This is a genomic window from Staphylococcus sp. Mo2-1, from assembly GCF_046721385.1.
Taxonomy (GTDB): domain Bacteria; phylum Bacillota; class Bacilli; order Staphylococcales; family Staphylococcaceae; genus Staphylococcus; species Staphylococcus equorum_A.
This window is the reverse complement of sequence record NZ_JBEUUK010000001.1, coordinates 1,176,721-1,196,965: the sequence shown is the minus strand read 5'-3', so window position 1 is coordinate 1,196,965 and position 20,245 is coordinate 1,176,721. Positions and strand designations below refer to the sequence as shown.

Sequence of the window (20,245 nt, the reverse complement as noted above, 5' to 3'; positions counted from 1 at the left end):
GTTTGGATATTGAAGCATTTGATTATCATTTGCCTGAAGCGTTGATAGCACAAACACCTCTGAAAAACAGAGATGAGAGTAGATTATTAGTTCTTGGCAGACAAACTGGTGATATTGAACATAAACATTTTAAAGATGTTATTGATTACTTAGATAAAGGTGACACGCTTGTATTAAACGATACAAGAGTAATGCCGACTCGTTTGTTTGGTTTGAAAGAAGAAACCGGTGCAAAAGTAGAAATGCTAATGCTGACACAAATCTCTGGTAATGATTGGGAAGTATTATTAAAGCCTGCAAAAAGAATTAAGGTTGGTAATAAATTAACGTTTGGTGACGGTAAGATAGTTGCTGAATGTATTGAGGAGTTAAACCAAGGTGGTCGTATAATGAGACTACATTACGAGGGCATATTACAAGAGCGCTTAGATGAGCTTGGTGAGATGCCTTTACCTCCTTATATAAAAGAACGCTTAGACGATCAAGATCGTTATCAAACTGTTTACGCCAAAGCATCTGGTTCTGCGACCGCACCAACAGCAGGGTTACATTTTACTGATGAATTATTAAATCGTATAAAAGCAAAAGGTATTAACATTGCATTTATTACGTTACATGTTGGTTTAGGTACATTTAGACCTGTAAGTGTAGATAATATTGACGACCATGAAATGCATAGTGAATATTATCAAATGGACCAAGAAACAGCAGAGTTATTAAATGAAACCAAGTCTAAAGGACATCGTGTGATTTCTGTAGGTACGACATCAACTAGAACACTAGAAACGATTATGCAAACGAATGAGGTATTTAAAGCTCAAAGTGGCTGGACAGATATCTTTATCTTCCCAGGCTATACATTTAAGGCAATTGATGGTTTAATTACAAACTTTCATTTACCAAAATCAACGCTTGTTATGCTAGTATCTGCTTTTAGTAGTAGAGATTATATTTTAAATGCATATCAGCAAGCGGTAAAATCAGAATACAGATTCTTTAGTTTCGGAGATGCAATGTTAATTATTTAGGGAATGAAAGGAGATTTTATATGCCAGCAGTAACGTATGAGCATATTAAAACTTGTAAGCAATCGGGTGCTCGATTAGGTATTGTACACACACCGCACGGATCATTTGAAACGCCGATGTTTATGCCAGTAGGTACAAAAGCAACTGTAAAAACAATGAGTCCAGAAGAATTACATCAAATGGAAGCGAAAATCATTTTAGGGAACACTTATCATTTGTGGTTACAGCCAGGAAATGATATTATCAAAAAGAGTGGGGGCTTACATCAGTTCATGAACTGGAATGGTCCTATACTGACTGATTCTGGCGGTTTCCAAGTATTTAGCTTAAGTAATTTGAGAAATATTACTGAAAAAGGCGTAGAGTTTCGCCATCATAAGAATGGATCGAAGTTATTTTTGAGTCCTGAGAAAGCTACAGAGATTCAAAATGATTTAGGTTCAGATATTATGATGGCATTTGACGAATGTCCTCCTATGCCTGCCGAATATAAATATGTGAAAGATTCTATTGAAAGAACCACTAGATGGGCTGAAAGATGTTTGAAAGCACATAAGAGACCTGATGATCAAGCTTTGTTTGGGATTATACAAGGCGGAGAATATAAAGATCTTAGAAAACAAAGCGCTGAGGAATTAGTTGCTTTAGATTTTCCAGGATATGCAATAGGTGGCTTGTCTGTAGGAGAGCCTAAGCCAGTGATGTACGATATGGTGACACACACAGAACAATTTATGCCGAAGGACAAACCACGTTATTTAATGGGTGTGGGTTCACCAGATGCATTAATTGAATGTAGTATTCGAGGTATAGACATGTTTGACTGTGTACTACCAACACGTATCGCGCGTAACGGTACTTGTATGACTTCACATGGACGAGTGACTATTAAAAATGCTAAATATGCAGAAGATTTTGGACCACTTGATGAAAATTGTGACTGCTATACTTGTAAAAATTATAGTAGAGCTTACATAAGACATTTAATTAAAGCAGAAGAAACTTTTGGTATTCGTCTTACTACTTATCATAATTTACATTTCTTGCTAAAATTAATGGAAAATGTACGACAAGCTATTCGTGAAGATCGTCTTCTTGATTTTAAAGAAGAATTCTTTGAACAGTATGGACTTAATGTAGACAACCCAAAAAACTTTTAACAAGGGAGAAATAAAATAATGCAATTTACTTCATTAATATTACCAATTTTATTATTAGCATTAATGTGGTTTTTCTTAATCAGACCACAGCAGAAAAGAGCGAAAGAGCATCGTGAAATGATTAGCCAAGTAAGTTCTGGCCAACATGTAACTACAATCGGCGGTATCAAAGGTACTGTTCGTGCAGTAGATGAAACTACAGTAGTATTAACTTTAAATGGCAATGGTACTGAAATTACTTTAGAAAAACCTGCTATAAAACAAGTTGATCCTTCATAAATAAAGTAAAGAACTGATATGAAAATATCAGTTCTTTTTTTATTAACATATTCTACTGAAACATTCATAGAAATCATATATACTTTCTTAAACAATATGTTGATATAGTGTTATAATTTAAAATGACCTAGTATATAATCATAACTTAACGTATAAACGAGTAATATTTTTGTAATAATTTAAAAAGTTAATAACGCTTACAATTAAGTTATGAATACAAAATAGTTGAGTTAGTTTTTACACACGTTGTAATATGTTAAGATAATAAGGTCGTTTAGAAGAAAGTATAGATTGTATAAAATTGCATTAAAATGATTTAATCAAGTATTCTTATAACATAAGCTTACAATGAGGTGTTCAAGTGAAGAAGAGTAGTAGAATAGTTGCATTCATAGTGCTCGTAGGTCTGTTGTTGGGAGCTATGGCATTTACTTATAAGAGTGTAGTTAAAGACGTTAGCCTTGGTTTGGACTTGCAAGGTGGATTTGAGGTCTTATATCAAGTAGATCCTTTACAAAAAGATGATAAAATTGACGATAAAGCGGTTAAATCAACAGCGAAAACGCTTGAAAACCGTGTCAACGTCTTAGGTGTTTCCGAACCAAAAATTCAAGTCGAAGATAAAAATAGAATTCGTGTTCAACTTGCGGGTGTTAAAAACCAATCTGAAGCCCGAGAGGTCTTATCATCACAAGCAAATTTAACAATTCGTGATGCGGATGACAATATCAAATTGACTGGTAAAGATATCCAGCAAGGTTCAGCAAAACAAGAATTTAAAGAGAATACGAATCAACCAGCAGTTATTTTCAAATTAAAAGATAGTGATAAATTCAAAAAAGTAACTGAAGAAATTTCGAAAAAAGATGAAAACGTCATGGTTGTTTGGTTAGATCACGAAAAAGGTGATTCTTACCATAAAGAAGTGAGTAAAAAAGATCCGAAATTCGTTTCAGTCGCTTCAGTAGATAAACCGATTAATTCTGATAGTGTTGAAATTTCAGGTGGATTTAATGGTGAAGAAGGCATCAAAGAAGCAAAACAAATTGCTGATTTATTGAATGCAGGTTCCTTACCAGTAGATTTAAATGAGATTTATTCTAATTCAGTCGGTGCCCAGTTTGGTCAAGACGCATTAGATAAAACAGTGTTTGTTGCTATAATTGGTATTGCAGTAATTTATCTATTCATGTTAGGTTTCTACCGTTTGCCAGGTTTAGTAGCAATTATTGCGCTAACGGCGTATATATATTTAACAATGCTAGCATTTAACTTTATATCTGGTGTACTTACATTACCAGGTTTAGCAGCCTTAGTGTTAGGTGTCGGTATGGCTGTCGATGCGAACATTATAATGTATGAGCGGATTAAAGACGAGCTCAAAATTGGACGGACACTCAAACAAGCTTATAAAAAAGCGAATAAGAGTTCTTTCTTAACCATTGTCGATGCACAGTTAACAACTGTGATTGCGACCGCAGTGTTGTTCTTCTTTGGTGAAAGTTCAGTTAAAGGTTTCGCAACTATGTTACTCATCGGTATCTTAATGATCTTTGTAACAGCAGTGTTCTTATCAAGATGGCTATTATCATTACTAGTGTCATCTAATTACTTCAAAAAATCATATTGGTTATTTGGTGTAAATAAGAAAGAAATCTATAATATCAATGAAGAAAAAGACGTCCATGATTTGAAAACGCCATATGAACGTTGGGACTTTATGAAATTGGCTAAGCCATTGTTATCATTAAGTGTCCTTATTATTATTATCGGTGCTATCATTCTCTTCATTTTCAAATTGAATTTAGGTATTGATTTCACAAGTGGTACGAGAGTTGATTTTGAATCTGAAAATAAAGTGTCAGAGGAAAAAGTGACTCAAACACTTGAAGATAAAGATTTCAAACCGACTCAGGTTTCACTTGGTGAAAATGGTCAAAATGCTACTGTACAATTTAAAAATGATTTATCTAAAGATGAAGTTGCTAAAATTAAGAGCACTATAGATAATGAGTTTGGTAATGATCCAACAGTCAATACAGTTTCACCAGTGATTGGTCAAGAACTTGCTAAAAACGCCATGTTTGCACTTATATATGCTTGCTATTGGTATTATTATCTATACTACATTTAGATTTGAATGGCGTATGGGACTATCATCAGTACTGGCACTACTACATGATGCGTTTATCATTGTTGCTGTATTTAGTTTATTTAGATTAGAGGTAGATATTACCTTTATCGCGACAGTATTAACGATTATAGGTTACTCTATCAATGATACGATTGTTACATTCGATAGGGTCCGGGAGAACTTACACAAAGTAAAAGTGATTACGAAAAAATCTCAAATAGACGATATTGTTAATAGATCGATTCGTCAGACAATGACACGTTCTATTAATACAGTTTTAACAGTAGTTATCGTAGTTATTTCGTTACTAGTATTGGGTTCACCAAGTATCTTTAATTTCTCATTAGCATTACTTATCGGTCTGATTTCAGGTGTGTTCTCATCTGTATTTATCGCAGTACCGTTATGGGGCATTATGAAGAAACGTCAACTTAAAAAATCAGACGATCATAAGATTGTCGTTTATAAAGAGAAAAAATCAAATGATGAAAAAATCTTAGTATAACTTGCACAGGATGTAAGTACTTTGAATTCTAGTGTCAATTATAACTAAAACATTTCAAATAAAGTGAAACAGCTCGAATTAAAAATTCGGGCTGTTTTTTTATGATTTTAAAAGGTATTAACAAATAAAGTAATTTTAAATACGAATTATAGTTAATAAGCTAAAGTAGATTACTTTTCATGTTAAGATGTATTTGTGAATTTTTTAAAAACATGGTATTCGTTTTATAAATATAATAGAAAGTCTTGTTTAAATGTAAGTACTTTTTATTTTCGAATATCTTTTGTATAATTGCTTGTGGAAATGAGGGAGAATAGTATGATTAAATCCAAGTATACTTGGGATGTTAACGCACCAGAAACTGAGATTACAGAGGAAGTTTCATCAGAATTAAAGCTAACTCCTATTGTAAAGAAAATCTTAGAAAGTAAAGGTTTAACTGATAAACCATCAATTGATGATTTGTTAAAAGGCACTCAAGTCACACATGATCCATTGTTAATGAGCGATATGACTAAAGCTGTCGAACGCATTAATTTGGCGATAGACCAAAATCAAAAGATTTTAGTATATGGTGATTATGATGCAGATGGTGTAACGTCTACAACTATACTCGTAAATACGTTAAAAGAGTTAGGCGCACACGTAGGTTGGTATATACCGAATCGTTTCTCTGAAGGTTACGGCCCAAATGAAATGGCGTTTAAAAATGCTTATGAAGAAGAGATTTCACTCATTATTACTGTAGATAATGGCATACAAGGCCATGAAGAAATACAAATGGTACAAGATTTAGGCGTTGATGTGATTGTGACAGACCATCATGAAATTGGTAGAACGATGCCTAATGCCTATGCAATTGTGCATCCAATGCATCCGGAATTTGATTACCCATTCAAATACTTATGTGGTGCTTGGCGTAGCTTATAAATTAGCACAGAATTTATTGGATGAACCACCTGCATATTTCCTTGGCTTAGTTGCTATAGGAACAATTGCTGATTTAGTCTCTTTAACGGATGAAAATCGAACTTTAGTTCAAAAAGGATTAGAAGTTCTTAACAATCATTGTCCACCATCTATAAGGGCGATTTTAAAACAAGTCTGGTTACAGTGATGAAATTAATGAAGAAACAATCGGTTTTATCATCGGCCCTCGTTTAAACGCAGTAGGTAGACTAGAAGATGCTTGCGCTTGCTGCAGAATTATTAATGGCTGAAACAGATGAAGAAGCAGATTTTCTAGCTGAACAGGTCGAATTCTTTAATCAAGAACGTAAAGATATCGTTGCACAAATTTCTGAAGAAGCATTACAAGTAGCTGAAGCACAAGTACAACAAGGCGCTAAATTCTTATTATTAGCTGAACCCAATTGGCATGAAGGTGTTTTAGGCATCGTGGCATCTAAAGTTGTAGAAACGTATAGTTTACCAACGCTTATATTAAATATCGATGAGGCGCAAGGCCATGCAAAAGGCTCAGCTCGTAGTATAGCGCAAGTCTCAATGTTCGAAGTTTTGAATGCACATGGTGATTTAATATCAAAATTTGGCGGTCATCATATGGCTGCAGGTGTGACGATGCCAATAGAACACATTGAAACACTGAGACAAGAATTAAATGATTGGATGACTCAACTTGCTGAAACAACATCACTTGAGCCACGTAAAAAAGTAGACGTTAAAATTTCAGAAGCTGATATTACAATAAAAAACATTCAAGATATTCAAAGATTACGTCCTTTTGGCACAGACTTTTCTAGTCCATGCTTTGAATTACAAGATGTCATTGTCAATCAAGCAAAAGGGATTGGCCAAGAACAGAAACATCTCAAACTCGTAATGGGTGAAAGTCAATTACAGGCTATCTTTTGGCAAAATGGGCACCTTGTTAAAGAATTAGGGGAACAACAACCAATTAATTGTATTGGTACATTGCAAATTAATGAATGGAATGGTTTTCAATCACCTCAATTCATGATACAAGACTTATCAAGTAATAATTTACAAATTCTTGATTATCGAAGTAAAAGTAAAGTGAGTGGCTTTGAGCAAAATTCAACGGATGTAGCTTACCTTATTCATAAAAAAAGTGAAAAACTAGGCGAAAATTATTACTTTTATGGTGATGAAATTCAGCAAAATTATGATAAATATGTTTTTCGTGATTTGCCCGCTTCTATACAAGAAATCAAAGATACTTTGAAAACCGTAGAAGTTTCACAAATTTATCTTGTTTTAAATCATGAACGCTCGATTTATTTCGAAGGCATGCCAAAAATGGAAACGTTCAAACAATGCTTTAAAGCGTTAGCTATGAAAAAGGAAACTAATTTAGCTAAAGATGGAATGCAACTTTGCCAATACTTAAATATACAGTCTAGTATGCTTAAATTCATCTTGAAAGTTTTCCTAGATTTAGAGTTTATCAAAGATGAAAATGGTATAATTAAGATAAATAGCGACTCTACTAAGAAAGCCATTGAATCGAGTAAGTATTATCAAGGTCGTTTAGAAAGAATTGAAGTTGAAAAAATGTTGCTTTATGAAGATTTTAATAATTTAAAGCAATGGATTAAGTCTGAACTGGTAGATAAATAGGAGGAAGTTTGAATGGATTTAAAACAGTATGTGTCGGAAGTAGAAGATTGGCCAAAGCCTGGAGTTAACTTTAAAGATATTACAACAATTATGGATAACGGTGAAGCATTTGGTTATGCTACAGATCAAATTGTTCATTATGCTAAAGACCGTGATGTAGATGTTATAGTTGGACCTGAAGCACGTGGCTTTATCATAGGTTGTCCAGTAGCGTATTCAATGGGTATTGGTTTTGCGCCAGTTAGAAAAGAAGGTAAATTGCCAAGAGAAGTAATTCGTTATGAATATGACTTAGAATATGGTACAAACGTGTTAACAATGCATAAAGATGCGCTTAAACCAGGTCAACGTGTGCTGATTACGGATGACTTATTAGCTACAGGGGGAACGATTGAAGCGGCAATTAAACTTGTTGAACAATTAGGTGGCATCGTTGTAGGTATTGCATTTATCATTGAACTTAAATATCTTAACGGTATTGAAAAAATAGAAGATTACGACGTAATGAGTTTAATCTCATACGACGAATAAAATATAAAAGTAATATAACAAAAGAAGCTCAGACATGTATTTATGTCCTGGCTTCTTTTTTTAATTTAAAATATATCCAATTTATTACAATAGGTTGTATTGTGGGTAGTTATCTGAGACTTTGTTATGAATATCATTCACTTGAACACACTATATAATATTTAAAAATAAACTTTATTTCCCCAATACTCACATGAACTCATTTATTTATTTAATAACATGTAGTATCATATAACTATTATACAAAATTTGACCTAATAAAATGAAAATACGTTACAATCGTAGTTAAATAAGATTAGATAAAACTAACGGAATATAATACTGGGTATCTAATAGCGATTAATATTTAGTATGGGGGTGTCTTAAGTGAACAATGAATATCCATATAGTGCTGATGAAGTACTATCCAAAGCCAAATCATATTTGTCAAAAGAAGACTATGAATATGTGTTGAAAAGTTATCATATTGCTTATGAGGCACATGAAGGTCAATTTCGAAAAAATGGTTTACCATACATAATGCATCCAATTCAAGTTGCCGGCATATTAACTGAAATGCATTTAGATGGACCAACAATTGTTGCAGGGTTTTTACATGACGTAATCGAGGATACACCATATACATTTGATGATGTTCAAGGTATGTTCAATGAAGAAATTGCAGTTATTGTAGAAGGTGTAACAAAATTAAAAAAAGTGAAATATCGTTCAAAAGAAGAACAACAAGCGGAGAATCATCGAAAACTATTTATCGCAATTGCTAAAGATGTACGTGTGATTTTAGTTAAATTGGCAGATCGTTTACATAATATGAGAACAATCAAACCGATGCCAAGAGAAAAACAAATTAGAATTTCTAAAGAGACGCTCGAAATCTATGCACCTTTGGCTCATAGATTAGGTATCAATACTATTAAATGGGAATTGGAAGATACAGCGCTTAGATACATTGATAGCGTTCAATATTTCAGAATTGTTAATTTAATGAAGAAAAAACGTAGTGAAAGAGAAGATTACATTCAAAATGCTATAAATCGTATACAAGCAGATATGTCTAGCATGAATATTGTTGGGGAAATCAATGGTCGACCTAAACACATATATAGTATATATAGAAAAATGGTTAAACAAAAGAAACAGTTTGATCAAATTTTCGATTTGTTAGCTGTTAGAATTATCGTGAATTCTATCAATGATTGTTATGCTGTACTGGGCTTAGTACACACGCTTTGGAAACCGATGCCTGGTAGATTTAAGGATTATATTGCGATGCCAAAACAAAATATGTATCAGTCATTACATACAACGGTTGTTGGTCCAAACGGCGATCCACTTGAAATACAAATTAGAACTTCTGAAATGCATGAAATCGCTGAACATGGTGTAGCAGCGCACTGGGCATATAAAGAAGGTAAGAAAGTAACAGAGAAAGCACAAAACTTTAATAAAAAGTTAAATTGGATTAAAGAGTTTGCAGAAACAGACAATACTACGTCAGATGCTGAAGAATTTATGGAAACACTTAAATTTGATTTACAAAGTGACAAAGTATATGCGTTTACGCCAGAAAGTGACGTTGTAGAATTACCTTACGGTGCAGTTCCTATTGATTTTGCATATGCAGTTCATAGTGAAGTAGGTAATAAAATGATAGGTTCAAAAGTAAACGGTAAAATTGAACCTATAGATTATGTCTTGCAGACTGGAGATATTGTTGAAATTAGAACAAGTAAACATTCTTATGGTCCAAGTAGAGATTGGTTGAAAATTGTTAAATCATCAAGTGCTAAAAGTAAAATTCGCAGTTTCTTTAAAAAACAAGACCGTTCTTCAAACATTGAAAAGGGTAAATTTATGATTGAAGCGGAAATCAAAGATCAAGGTTTTAGAGTAGACACGGTATTAAATGAGGAAAATATCGCCGTAGTAAATAATAAATATAATTTTGCTAACGATGATGACTTATTTGCTGCAGTTGGTTTTGGAGGGGTAACAGCCTTACAAATAGTGAATAAATTAACTGAAAAGCAACGTATTCAAGATAAGCAAAAAGCATTGAATTCGGCACAAGAAATTTCTAAATCAGTACCTATTAAAGATGACATTACAACGGATAGTGGCGTTTATGTTGAAGGTATTGAAAATGTCTTAATCAAATTATCAAAATGTTGTAATCCAATCCCAGGTGATGATATTGTTGGTTATATCACTAAAGGGCATGGCATTAAAGTACATAGAACAGATTGTCCTAATATTAAAAGTGAAAAAGACCGTTTGATTCACGTAGAATGGGTACGTTCTAAAGATGCCACTCAACGTTATCAAGTAGATTTAGAAGTTTCTGCTTATGATAGAAATGGGCTTTTAAATGAAGTATTACAAGCTGTAAATTCAACTAAAAGTAATTTAGTGAAAGTATCTGGCAAGTCAGATATAGATAAAAATGCTGTGATTAATATTAGTGTTATGGTAAAAAATGTTAATGAAGTTTACCAAGTTGTAGACAAGATTAAACAACTCGGCGATGTATATACTGTCACAAGAGTTTGGAATTAGAGGTGCAACATACATGAAAATAGTCGTACAAAGAGTAAAGGAAGCTTCGGTTTCTAATGAAAATATAGAAAATAAAATAAAAAGAGGATATTGCCTATTTGTTGGTGTTGGTAAAGCATCTACAGAGGCCGATATTTCTGCATTAGCAAAAAAAATTGTGAATGCACGGTTATTTGAAGATAATGATGGCAAGCTTAACTTAAATATTCAACAAGTAGAAGGTGAAATCTTATCTATATCACAATTTACATTGTATGCAGATGTTAGAAAAGGGAACAGACCAGGATTTTCTCATTCTATGCCTCCAGAACAGGCAAATGAATATTATGAAATATTTAACGATGCATTACGTTCTTATGGAATAAACGTGTTAACAGGCGAATTTGGTACGGATATGTTAGTGAATATTGCTAATGATGGACCTGTAACAGTGATTTATGAAAGTCAGGATGGCAAAATAGTATGAAAAAACTCGATACTTGGTTAGAAAAACATAATCTTAGAAATATCCCCACATTTATTGTCGCAGTAGCATTTGTCATTTTCATTATTACGATTATTGCTTTCTTAAATCATAATGATGAAAACAGTAGTACGATTTATATTACTGAAGATGCAGAATTAAGAACTGGACCTAACGCTGTTTATCCAGAAATTAATTCAATCAAAAAGGGACAAAACTTCCATAAAATTGGCGAATCTGGTAAGTGGATTGAAGTAGAATCCGGTAACAATGAAAAAGGCTGGGTGGTCAGGTTGGCATACGAATTTAAATATTCAAGCAGACGCTAACAAAAATGCTAAACCTTTAAAAGATAAAATAATTGTACTTGATCCTGGTCACGGTGGACGTGATCAGGGGGCATCAAGTAATACAAATAAACATAGTAAAGAGAAAGTATACACTTTAAAAACCGCTCAAGAGCTTAAAGCACTTTTAGAAAAAGAAGGTGCAACAGTGAATATGACACGTAGTTCAGATGAATATGTCAGTCTTAGCGATAGAAATATTAAAGGTGATGCTTATATTAGTATACATAATGATTCATTAAAATCAGCTAAAGCAAATGGTAGTACCGTTTATTGGTTTAAGAAAAATCAAAAAGCATTAGCAGAGACATTGAGTGCGAGCCTACAAAAGAAAGCATTATTAACAAATAAAGGCGCACGACAAGAAAACTTCCAAGTATTGAGACAAACAGATGTACCGGCAGTATTATTAGAATTAGGTTATATTAGTAATCCTACAGATGAAGATATGATTAGAGACCAATTACATCGACAAATTGTAGAAAAAGCAGTTGTTGATGGACTACGTGCATACTTCTCAGAATAAAAAGGTTGCATATTAGTCGTAAACTCGTTATTATTAAATATGAATTCTATATTAAAACCGCTATAATTCTTGAAAGTTCTAAACGAAATGGTAGCATTTAAACAATGCGAAGAGACATAATTCCTGGCTGAAAAATTATGCTTAGTAATTTAGAAATTTAACACAAGAAGAGGTGCTTTAAAAATAAAGCCGTGTAACGAACGTTATTCGTATGAAGTGGGTTATAAATTTAAATATTTATAACCAATTAGGGTGGCAACACGGAAATTCGTCCCTTGTATGACTATTAGTCATGCAAGGGTTTTTTTATTGCTTAAAAGGAGAGGTTCTATGATAAATATACCTAGAGGGACTCAAGATATTTTACCAGAGGAAACAAAGAAATGGCGTTATATTGAAGCAAAGTTAGATCAACTCATGGAATTGTATAATTACGAAGAAATTCGTACACCAATTTTTGAAAGTACTGAATTATTTGCGCGTGGTGTAGGTGGTTCAACGGATGTTGTTCAAAAAGAAATGTATACCTTTAAAGATAAAGGCGACAGAAATATCACATTACGTCCAGAGGGTACAGCAGACAGTTGTGCGTTCATATATAGAAAATAAAATGCAAGGTATTCCGAATCAACCTATTAAATTATATTATAACGGACCAATGTTTCGTTATGAACGAAAACAAAAAGGGAGATATCGCCAATTCACTCAGTTTGGTGTAGAAGCTATTGGTGCTGAAAATCCAGGTGTAGATGCAGAAGTACTAGCAATGGCAATGCATATTTATCAGTCATTTGGATTGAAGCACTTAAAACTTGTTATTAATAGTATAGGTGATATAAATTCTCGTAAAGAATATAATGATGCACTTGTGAATCATTTTGAACCTGTAATCGAACATTTTTGTAGTGATTGTCAATCACGATTACACACAAATCCAATGAGAATTTTAGATTGTAAAATCGATAAAGACAAAGAAGAAATAAAAACAGCTCCAAGTATTACAGAATTTTTAAATGAATCATCAAAAGCTTATTACGCAGAAGTAAAACAACATTTAGATGATTTATGTATTCCGTACGTAGAAGATCCGAATTTAGTTAGAGGATTGGATTATTATACACATACTGCTTTCGAGTTAATGATGGATAACCCTAATTATGATGGTGCGATTACTACACTGTGTGGTGGCGGACGATATAATGGTTTATTAGAATTATTAGATGGACCAAGCCAGACTGGTATAGGGTTTGCGTTAAGTATTGAAAGATTGTTACTTGCACTAGAGGAAGAACAAATTGAACTTAATGCCAATCATGAATTTGATTTATTTATTGTAACAATGGGCGATAAAGCGGACCGTTATGCTGTGAAACTATTAAATGATTTACGTAAAAATGGTGTGAAAGCAGATAAAGATTATTTACAACGTAAAGTTAAGGGCCAAATGAAGCAAGCAGATAGATTAAATGCGCGATATACAATAGTCGTAGGTGAACAAGAGCTAGAAGAAAATAAAATAAATGTAAAAAATATGGAGTCAGGTGAAACTGAAACTATTAAATTAGATGAAATGGTTAATTATTTCAAAAATTAAGGAGAGATATCATGAGTAAACGTACAACATACTGTGGTTTAGTAACAGAGTCGTTATTAGACCAAGAAGTAACATTAAAAGGTTGGGTACACAACCGTAGAGATTTAGGTGGCTTAATTTTTGTTGATTTACGTGACCGTGAAGGTTATGTTCAAATCGTATTTAACCCAGATTTTTCAGCAGAAGCATTACAAATTGCAGAAACTGTTAGATCAGAATACGTGGTAGAAGTTAAAGGGATAGTTAAGCAACGTGATCCTCAAACGGTAAACCCAAAAATTGAAACTGGCCAGGTTGAAGTACAAGTTTCAGATATCCAAATTATCAATAAATCTGAGACGCCTCCATTTGCATTAAATGAAGAAAATCAAAATGTTGACGAAAATATCAGATTAAAATATAGATATCTTGATTTACGACGCCAAGAGTTAGCACAAACATTTAAAATGAGACACCAAACAACACGTTCTATTAGACAATACTTAGACCAAGAAGGTTTTTATGATATAGAAACACCCGTATTAAATAAATCAACGCCAGAGGGTGCCCGTGACTATTTAGTACCATCACGTGTGCATGGTGGCGAATTTTATGCATTACCTCAATCACCCCAAATATTCAAACAATTATTAATGATTAGTGGTTTTGACAAATATTATCAAATTGTTAAATGTTTCCGTGATGAAGATTTACGTGCTGATCGTCAACCAGAATTCACTCAAGTGGATATTGAAATGAGCTTCGTAGATCAAGAAGATGTGATGGATATGGGCGAAGAAATGTTACAAAATGTTGTTAAAGATGTGAAAGACGTTGAAGTACCACGTCCATTCCCAAGAATGACATATAACGACGCTATGAGTCGTTATGGTTCAGATAAACCAGATACACGTTTTGGCATGGAATTAATCAATGTTTCAGAACTTGGTGAAATTATGGACTTTAAAGTATTCAAAGATGCTATCAATAAAGATGGTCAAGTTAAGGCAATTGTAGCTGAAGGTGCTTCTGATAAATATACAAGAAAAGACATAGATGCTTTAACAGAATTTGTAAATATCTATGGTGCTAAAGGCTTGGCATGGGTAAAAGTTGTAGATGATGGTTTAAATGGACCAATCGCTAAATTCTTTGAAAATGATCATGTTGAAAAGTTACAATCACTAACTGGAGCGCAAGCGGTGACTTGGTGTTATTCGTAGCAGATAAACCAAGTGTTGTTGCACAAAGTTTAGGCGCTTTACGTCTTAAACTTGCGAAAGAGTTAAACATGATTGATGAAACGAAATTGAATTTCTTATGGGTTACAGATTGGCCATTACTTGAATATGATGAAGATGTTAAACGCTATACTGCAGCTCATCATCCATTCACTTCACCAAAACAAGAAGATATTGAAAAATTAAGCACTGAGCCTGAGAATGTTCAAGCCAATGCATATGATGTTGTTTTGAATGGTTATGAATTAGGCGGAGGTTCTATCAGAATTCATGATGCTGATTTACAAGCTAAAATGTTCGAAGTTTTAGGTTTCACAGACGAACAAGCAAGAGAACAATTTGGTTTCTTACTAGATGCCTTTAAATATGGTGCACCACCACATGGCGGCATCGCATTAGGATTAGACCGTTTAGTTATGTTATTAACGAATCGTACAAACTTACGTGATACAATTGCCTTTCCTAAAACTGCATCTGCGACATGTCTATTAACAGATGCACCAAGTGAAGTATCAGAAAATCAATTAGAAGAACTTTCATTACGTATTCGTCATTAATTAGCGCAAGAAGTTTTAATTCTTGCTAATTTGAGATTATGTGTTATGATGTTCACATAAGATAGTCATCTGAAGTGTTCGTAAGTTTGCTTCATATTTGGGCCTAACACTCTTTGATCCGGGAGCCCAATGGGTTTTCTTGCAGCGCACACGCCTCAAAGGAGGACTTGCAAAACAAGAAACAGGGCACCCACCTGTTATAAGCAGGCCGAATGATCAAGCACTTTATAACTACGGCACTAACGGACTCTATCGTACGCAAGACTTCGGTCTTGCGTATTTTTTTTGCTGAAATTTAAAATGTGAATGCTACGATTTCAAATAATGTAAGATAAATAATGCATTTTGTAAATATAAATATATGATAATGTTATAATAGTTTTGTTATAGCATATTAATAATAATAAGGAGTATTTAGATGAGACATCAATTTTCTAGAAATGAATTAGCCTATGGTCAAGAAGGCTTGGAATTATTAAAAGAAAAGACAGTTGTTGTGCTAGGCGTAGGTGGTGTTGGTTCATTTGCTCGCTGAAGCTTTGGCACGTACAAATATTGGTCATATCATTCTTATTGATAAAGATGATGTTGATATCACTAACGTCAATCGTCAATTGCATGCGCTTACCTCTACAATCGGACAAAGTAAAGTGACTTTGATGGAGGATCGTATTAAATTAATTAACCCTGATTGTAAAGTGACTTCATTGCATATGTTTTATACGGAAGAGACTTATGAAGCATTGTTCAGTGAATATGATATCGATTATTTTGTAGATGCAAGTGATACAATCATTTATAAAGTACACTTAATGAAAGAGTGTTTAGATAGAGGGATTTCCGTGATTTCAAGCATGGGTGCTTGCCAATAAAATAGATCCAACACGTTTTGAAGTGGCAGATATTTCTAAAACACATACAGATCCTATGGCTAAAATTATAAGACGTAAATTAAAAAAATTAGGCATTCATAAAGGCATACCTGTTGTTTTTTCAGATGAAAGTCCAATTGTAATTAGAGAAGATGTTAAGGATACAGTGGGGGATGCTAATGCACCAACGAGAAAAGGACAAATGCCACCATCTTCAAATGCTTTTGTACCTAGTGTAGTTGGATTAATCAGTGCGGGTTATGTAATTAATGATATTCTAAAAGACATTCCTGTTACGCGTATTAAAGACAAAAAATAAAAAATGCTCAGTCATCAATAACTATTTTAAAAAGGTAGCTTTCCGTTTTGGAGAGCTACCTTTTATTGATTGTAGTGATTTATAATACATTTTATTTCTTTTTTTGTGAATGGTTAATATTGTCATAAACAGACTTAAATTGTTGTTCGCTTTTAGAAGTTGTTTTGGGCTCATAATAAATTCTATTTTTAAGTTTATCGGGTAAATATTGTTGTGAAACGAAGCCGCTCTCATAACTATGCGGATATTTATAACCGATTGCACGACCTAATTCTTTAGCACCTGCATAATGACCATCTTTTAAGTGGTCAGGAATCTGACCAACATGCCCCTTACGTATATCTGATAAGGCAAGCATCAATAGCTGAAATACCTGAGTTAGATTTTGGTGATAAACAAAGTTCTATTACAGCTTGGCTTAAAGGAATTCTAGCCTCTGGGAAACCTAGACGCTCAGCTGATTCTATTGTCGCTAATGTACGTTGACCAGCTCGTTGGTGACGCTAATCCAACATCTTCAAAACTAATCACTAACAAACGTCGAACGATTGTTGGTAAATCTCCAGCTTCGATTAAACGTGCTAGGTAATGTAATGCGAGCATTGACATCGCTACCTCTAATTGATTTTTGAAATGCACTCATCACATCGTAGTGCATATCTCCATCTTTATCACTTACAAAAGCCCCTTTTTGCAAACAATCTTTAGCATCGTCTAGTGTGATATATCTATTGTCATCAGTCACTTTAGAACTTAATACAGCCAATTCCAAAGCATTGAGTGCACTTCTTACATCGCCTTGACTTTGTGTAGTAAAATAAGTCATTGCTTCGTCATCAACAATAGGGTTGTAAGTAGCGAGCCCACGTTCAGCATCATTGATTGCTCTCTCTAATGAGACTCTGACATCATCGTCATCTAATGGGTATAATTCGAAAATTTGAGCTCTCGAACGTATAGCAGGATTAATTGCATGGTAAGGATTAGATGTTGTCGCGCCAATTAATACAATTTTTCCATTTTCTAAGTGTGGCAGTAAAAAGTCTTGTTTGGCTTTATCTAAACGGTGTATTTCATCTAATAGTAGAATTACTTGTCCAGACATTTTTGCTTCTTCAACAATCAACTGCATATCTTTTTTGGTATTAGTTACAGCATTGAGTTGTCGAAACTTGAATTGCGTACTACCAGATATCGCTTTTGCAATACTTGTTTTACCTATACCGGGAGGGCCAAAAAATATCATTGAAGATAATCTTTTCGTTTCAACCATTCTTCTAATAATCCCTTTTGGACCTACTAAATGTTTTTGAGAAATAATTTCATCTATGTTATTCGGACGCATTCTCGATGCAAGTGGTTCGTTCGTCACAATCTGTCACACCTTTCTAATTCTATATTAACGTAAAAAATGATAGAATGTTAATATATAGTATTCGAATTAAGTGAGGTAATATAATGAAAATTTCAACAAAAGGAAGATATGGGTTAACATTAATGATTTCCCTAGCTAAAAAACAAGGACAAGGGTGCGTATCATTAAAATCTATAGCAGAAGAAAATAATTTAAGTGATCTATATCTAGAGCAATTAGTCGGTCCTTTACGGAATGCTGGATTAATTCGAAGTGTTCGTGGTGCAAAAGGCGGTTACCAATTAAGAGTACCGACGGAAGAAATAACAGCTGGTGATATTATACGTTTATTAGAAGGTCCGATTACATTTGTAGAAAGTATTGAATCAGAGCCACCCGCACAAAAAGAACTTTGGATTAGAATGAGAGATGCTGTAAGAGAGGTACTTGATAATACAACTTTACAATATCTAGCTGATTTTAAAGAAACTGATGATTTAGACGGTTATATGTTTTATATTTAAATTTAACTATAATTTATAAATTTATAGTTCACAATGATTTCTTTTAAAGAAAATATTGGATTTATTTTATTTATCATGTTTAGACACAATGATTAGTGGTATTTAACTTATATACATTGCTAAGGAGGTAATTTACATGGCAGATGAAAATAAATTCGAACAAGCAAAAGGTAATGTGAAAGAAACAGTCGGTAACGTAACTGACAATAAAGACTTAGAAAATGAAGGCAAGGAAGATAAAACTTCCGGTAAAGCTAAAGAATTTGTAGAAAATGCAAAAGATAAAGCAAATGATGCTATTGATAAATTCAAAAAATAATTTAAGTTTTAATTAACTTTCAAAGGAGTAATTACTATGGCTGAAAATTTCTTAGACAAAGCAAAAGACACTGCAAAAACTGTATCTGAAAAATTAAAAGGTTCTGATAACGAAAAAGCACAACAAGCTTCAGAACAAATTGATAAATTCACTGGTGGCAGTGATGATAAAAATGATGAAGATAAAAAAGACGAAAAATAGTCTTCGCTAAATTTATTTTGTAAATAACTAAAATCCCAATCTACAAATTTGTAGATTGGGATTTTAACGTTTCATTAACTTGAATTTTACAGCGTATCTATTACATTTTTAAGTTTACGATAAGAATCAAGTTGAGCTTCTTGATCATAAATATAGCTGATAGCCATTAATTCATCAATATCGCCATGCTCATCTATAAAGGTTTTAATTTTATTTTTTACAGTTTCTTCTGAGCCGATAAGTGAAGAGACCATACGTTGTTGCGCAACTTCAAATTCAGTCGGTGTTAAAATACCTTTTAAATCATCAGTAGGTGGTTGAAGTGGTTGCATTCTACCTCTAGTTATACTAACCATTACTTGTGCTTGAGTTGTTGATAAGTATTCAGCTTGTTCATCCGTATCAGCAACAATGGCATTTAAACAAACGATGACATAGGGTTTGCTAAGTTCATCAGAAGGTTCAAATAAATCTTTATATATTTCAATTGCATCTTTCATTTGTTGTGGTGCAAAATGACCAGCAAATACATAAGGAAGTCCTTTTCGTGCTCGCTAAATGGGCAGAGTCAGTAGATGAACCTAGGATATAAAGTGGTACATGTTTATCTACAGCGGGATAAGCTCGCACATATGCTTGTTGATTACCAGGACCAAAATATGTAGCGAGTTGCTCAACTTCTTCTGGGAATTCATAAACACCATTATGTTGATCTCTACGTAAGGCACTAGCTGTCATCATATCAGTGCCAGGTGCACGTCCTAAACCTAAATCTACACGTTCTGGAAATATTGTTTCCATCGTACCAAACTGTTCGGCAACTACTAATGGTGCATGATTTGGTAACATAATACCACCTGAACCCACTCGGATTTTAGATGTGTGCTCTAATGTATGTTGGATTAACAAAGCAGTAGCAGAACTTACTAAGTTTGGGGCATTATGATGTTCTGCAATCCAATAGCGATTATAATCTAACGTTTCTAAATTTTGAGCTAATTTGACCATATCTTTAATTGCGGCTTGATCATCTTCTCCTTCTCGAATAGGTACAAGATTAAGCGCTGATAATTTTAAATTGTACATGTTTATCGTTGTCCTCCTTAATGATTGTTATTACCTTGAAGTATAACAGTCGCTATAAAACTTGCGTAA

The 20,245-nt window shown here is 33.5% G+C and carries 9 protein-coding genes, 1 other RNA gene and 8 pseudogenes; 16 read left to right on the top strand and 2 right to left on the bottom strand.

Annotated features, from left to right (window positions below; translation table 11 throughout):
* Window positions 1-2 precede the first annotated feature (2 nt).
* The 13 genes and pseudogenes from queA to ABLV95_RS05970 all read left to right on the top strand — a co-directional run bounded on the left by queA (window position 3) and on the right by ABLV95_RS05970 (window position 16,692).
* Window positions 3-1,028, top strand: coding sequence for a tRNA preQ1(34) S-adenosylmethionine ribosyltransferase-isomerase QueA (gene queA, locus ABLV95_RS06030; protein WP_460876621.1), 1,026 nt, complete (start codon window positions 3-5; stop codon window positions 1,026-1,028).
* A 20-nt stretch (window positions 1,029-1,048) separates the two neighbouring features.
* Window positions 1,049-2,188 carry a tRNA guanosine(34) transglycosylase Tgt gene (tgt, locus tag ABLV95_RS06025; RefSeq protein WP_427704293.1) on the top strand — a complete coding sequence of 380 codons (1,140 nt, stop codon included), beginning with the start codon at window positions 1,049-1,051 and terminating at the stop codon, window positions 2,186-2,188.
* Between the two features lie 18 nt (window positions 2,189-2,206).
* Complete coding sequence (yajC, locus tag ABLV95_RS06020) at window positions 2,207-2,467, top strand: preprotein translocase subunit YajC (RefSeq protein ID WP_002507416.1); 261 nt, start codon at window positions 2,207-2,209, stop codon at window positions 2,465-2,467.
* A 361-nt stretch (window positions 2,468-2,828) separates the two neighbouring features.
* Window positions 2,829-5,106 (top strand): annotated as a pseudogene (gene secDF, locus ABLV95_RS06015) (protein translocase subunit SecDF).
* A 318-nt stretch (window positions 5,107-5,424) separates the two neighbouring features.
* Window positions 5,425-7,707, top strand: a pseudogene (gene recJ / locus ABLV95_RS06010) (single-stranded-DNA-specific exonuclease RecJ).
* 12 nt (window positions 7,708-7,719) lie between these two features.
* On the top strand, window positions 7,720-8,238 hold the full coding sequence (locus tag ABLV95_RS06005) for an adenine phosphoribosyltransferase (RefSeq protein WP_021339119.1): 519 nt from the start codon (window positions 7,720-7,722) through the stop codon (window positions 8,236-8,238).
* 366 nt (window positions 8,239-8,604) lie between these two features.
* Window positions 8,605-10,794 carry a RelA/SpoT family protein gene (locus tag ABLV95_RS06000; RefSeq protein WP_069815449.1) on the top strand — a complete coding sequence of 730 codons (2,190 nt, stop codon included), beginning with the start codon at window positions 8,605-8,607 and terminating at the stop codon, window positions 10,792-10,794.
* A 13-nt stretch (window positions 10,795-10,807) separates the two neighbouring features.
* The gene (dtd, locus tag ABLV95_RS05995; protein WP_427704298.1) at window positions 10,808-11,260 is read left to right on the top strand and encodes a D-aminoacyl-tRNA deacylase; all 453 of its coding nucleotides are present in this window, start codon (window positions 10,808-10,810) and stop codon (window positions 11,258-11,260) included.
* Window positions 11,257-12,130: pseudogene (locus tag ABLV95_RS05990) on the top strand (N-acetylmuramoyl-L-alanine amidase). Before dtd ends, ABLV95_RS05990 begins: the two are co-directional and overlap by 4 nt.
* Window positions 12,131-12,460: 330 nt before the next feature.
* Window positions 12,461-13,724, top strand: a pseudogene (hisS, locus tag ABLV95_RS05985) (histidine--tRNA ligase).
* A gap of 11 nt (window positions 13,725-13,735) precedes the next feature.
* Window positions 13,736-15,501, top strand: a pseudogene (gene aspS, locus ABLV95_RS05980) (aspartate--tRNA ligase).
* Between the two features lie 63 nt (window positions 15,502-15,564).
* A non-coding RNA gene (gene ssrS / locus ABLV95_RS05975) (6S RNA) lies at window positions 15,565-15,754 on the top strand.
* A 165-nt stretch (window positions 15,755-15,919) separates the two neighbouring features.
* Window positions 15,920-16,692 (top strand): annotated as a pseudogene (locus tag ABLV95_RS05970) (tRNA threonylcarbamoyladenosine dehydratase).
* 91 nt (window positions 16,693-16,783) lie between these two features.
* On the opposite strand, the pseudogene ABLV95_RS05965 reads toward ABLV95_RS05970, so the two are convergent.
* Window positions 16,784-18,064 (bottom strand): annotated as a pseudogene (locus ABLV95_RS05965) (replication-associated recombination protein A).
* A gap of 86 nt (window positions 18,065-18,150) precedes the next feature.
* On the opposite strand from ABLV95_RS05965, the gene cymR reads away from it, so the two are divergent.
* From cymR to ABLV95_RS05950, 3 genes are all read left to right on the top strand, one after another.
* Window positions 18,151-18,570 carry a cysteine metabolism transcriptional regulator CymR gene (cymR, locus tag ABLV95_RS05960; protein ID WP_460872697.1) on the top strand — a complete coding sequence of 140 codons (420 nt, stop codon included), beginning with the start codon at window positions 18,151-18,153 and terminating at the stop codon, window positions 18,568-18,570.
* A 136-nt stretch (window positions 18,571-18,706) separates the two neighbouring features.
* A complete protein-coding gene (locus ABLV95_RS05955; protein ID WP_002507428.1) occupies window positions 18,707-18,889 on the top strand; it encodes a CsbD family protein in 183 nt (60 codons plus the stop codon).
* Window positions 18,890-18,925: 36 nt separating this feature from the next.
* Complete coding sequence (locus ABLV95_RS05950; protein WP_427704306.1) at window positions 18,926-19,090, top strand: hypothetical protein; 165 nt, start codon at window positions 18,926-18,928, stop codon at window positions 19,088-19,090.
* 86 nt (window positions 19,091-19,176) lie between these two features.
* Here ABLV95_RS05950 and ABLV95_RS05945 read toward each other — a convergent pair.
* Window positions 19,177-20,176, bottom strand: a pseudogene (locus ABLV95_RS05945) (LLM class flavin-dependent oxidoreductase).
* Window positions 20,177-20,245: the final 69 nt, after the last annotated feature.

What these genes read in the sequence shown, in the direction of transcription:
- dtd (WP_427704298.1), top strand. Translation starts at nt 10,808, where the DNA reads ATGAAAATAGTCGTACAAAGAGTAAAGGAAGCTTCGGTTTCTAATGAA.
- ABLV95_RS05950 (WP_427704306.1), top strand. Translation starts at nt 18,926, where the DNA reads ATGGCTGAAAATTTCTTAGACAAAGCAAAAGACACTGCAAAAACTGTA.
- ABLV95_RS06005 (WP_021339119.1), top strand. Translation starts at nt 7,720, where the DNA reads ATGGATTTAAAACAGTATGTGTCGGAAGTAGAAGATTGGCCAAAGCCT.
- yajC (WP_002507416.1), top strand. Translation starts at nt 2,207, where the DNA reads ATGCAATTTACTTCATTAATATTACCAATTTTATTATTAGCATTAATG.
- cymR (WP_460872697.1), top strand. Translation starts at nt 18,151, where the DNA reads ATGAAAATTTCAACAAAAGGAAGATATGGGTTAACATTAATGATTTCC.
- ABLV95_RS05955 (WP_002507428.1), top strand. Translation starts at nt 18,707, where the DNA reads ATGGCAGATGAAAATAAATTCGAACAAGCAAAAGGTAATGTGAAAGAA.
- tgt (WP_427704293.1), top strand. Translation starts at nt 1,049, where the DNA reads ATGCCAGCAGTAACGTATGAGCATATTAAAACTTGTAAGCAATCGGGT.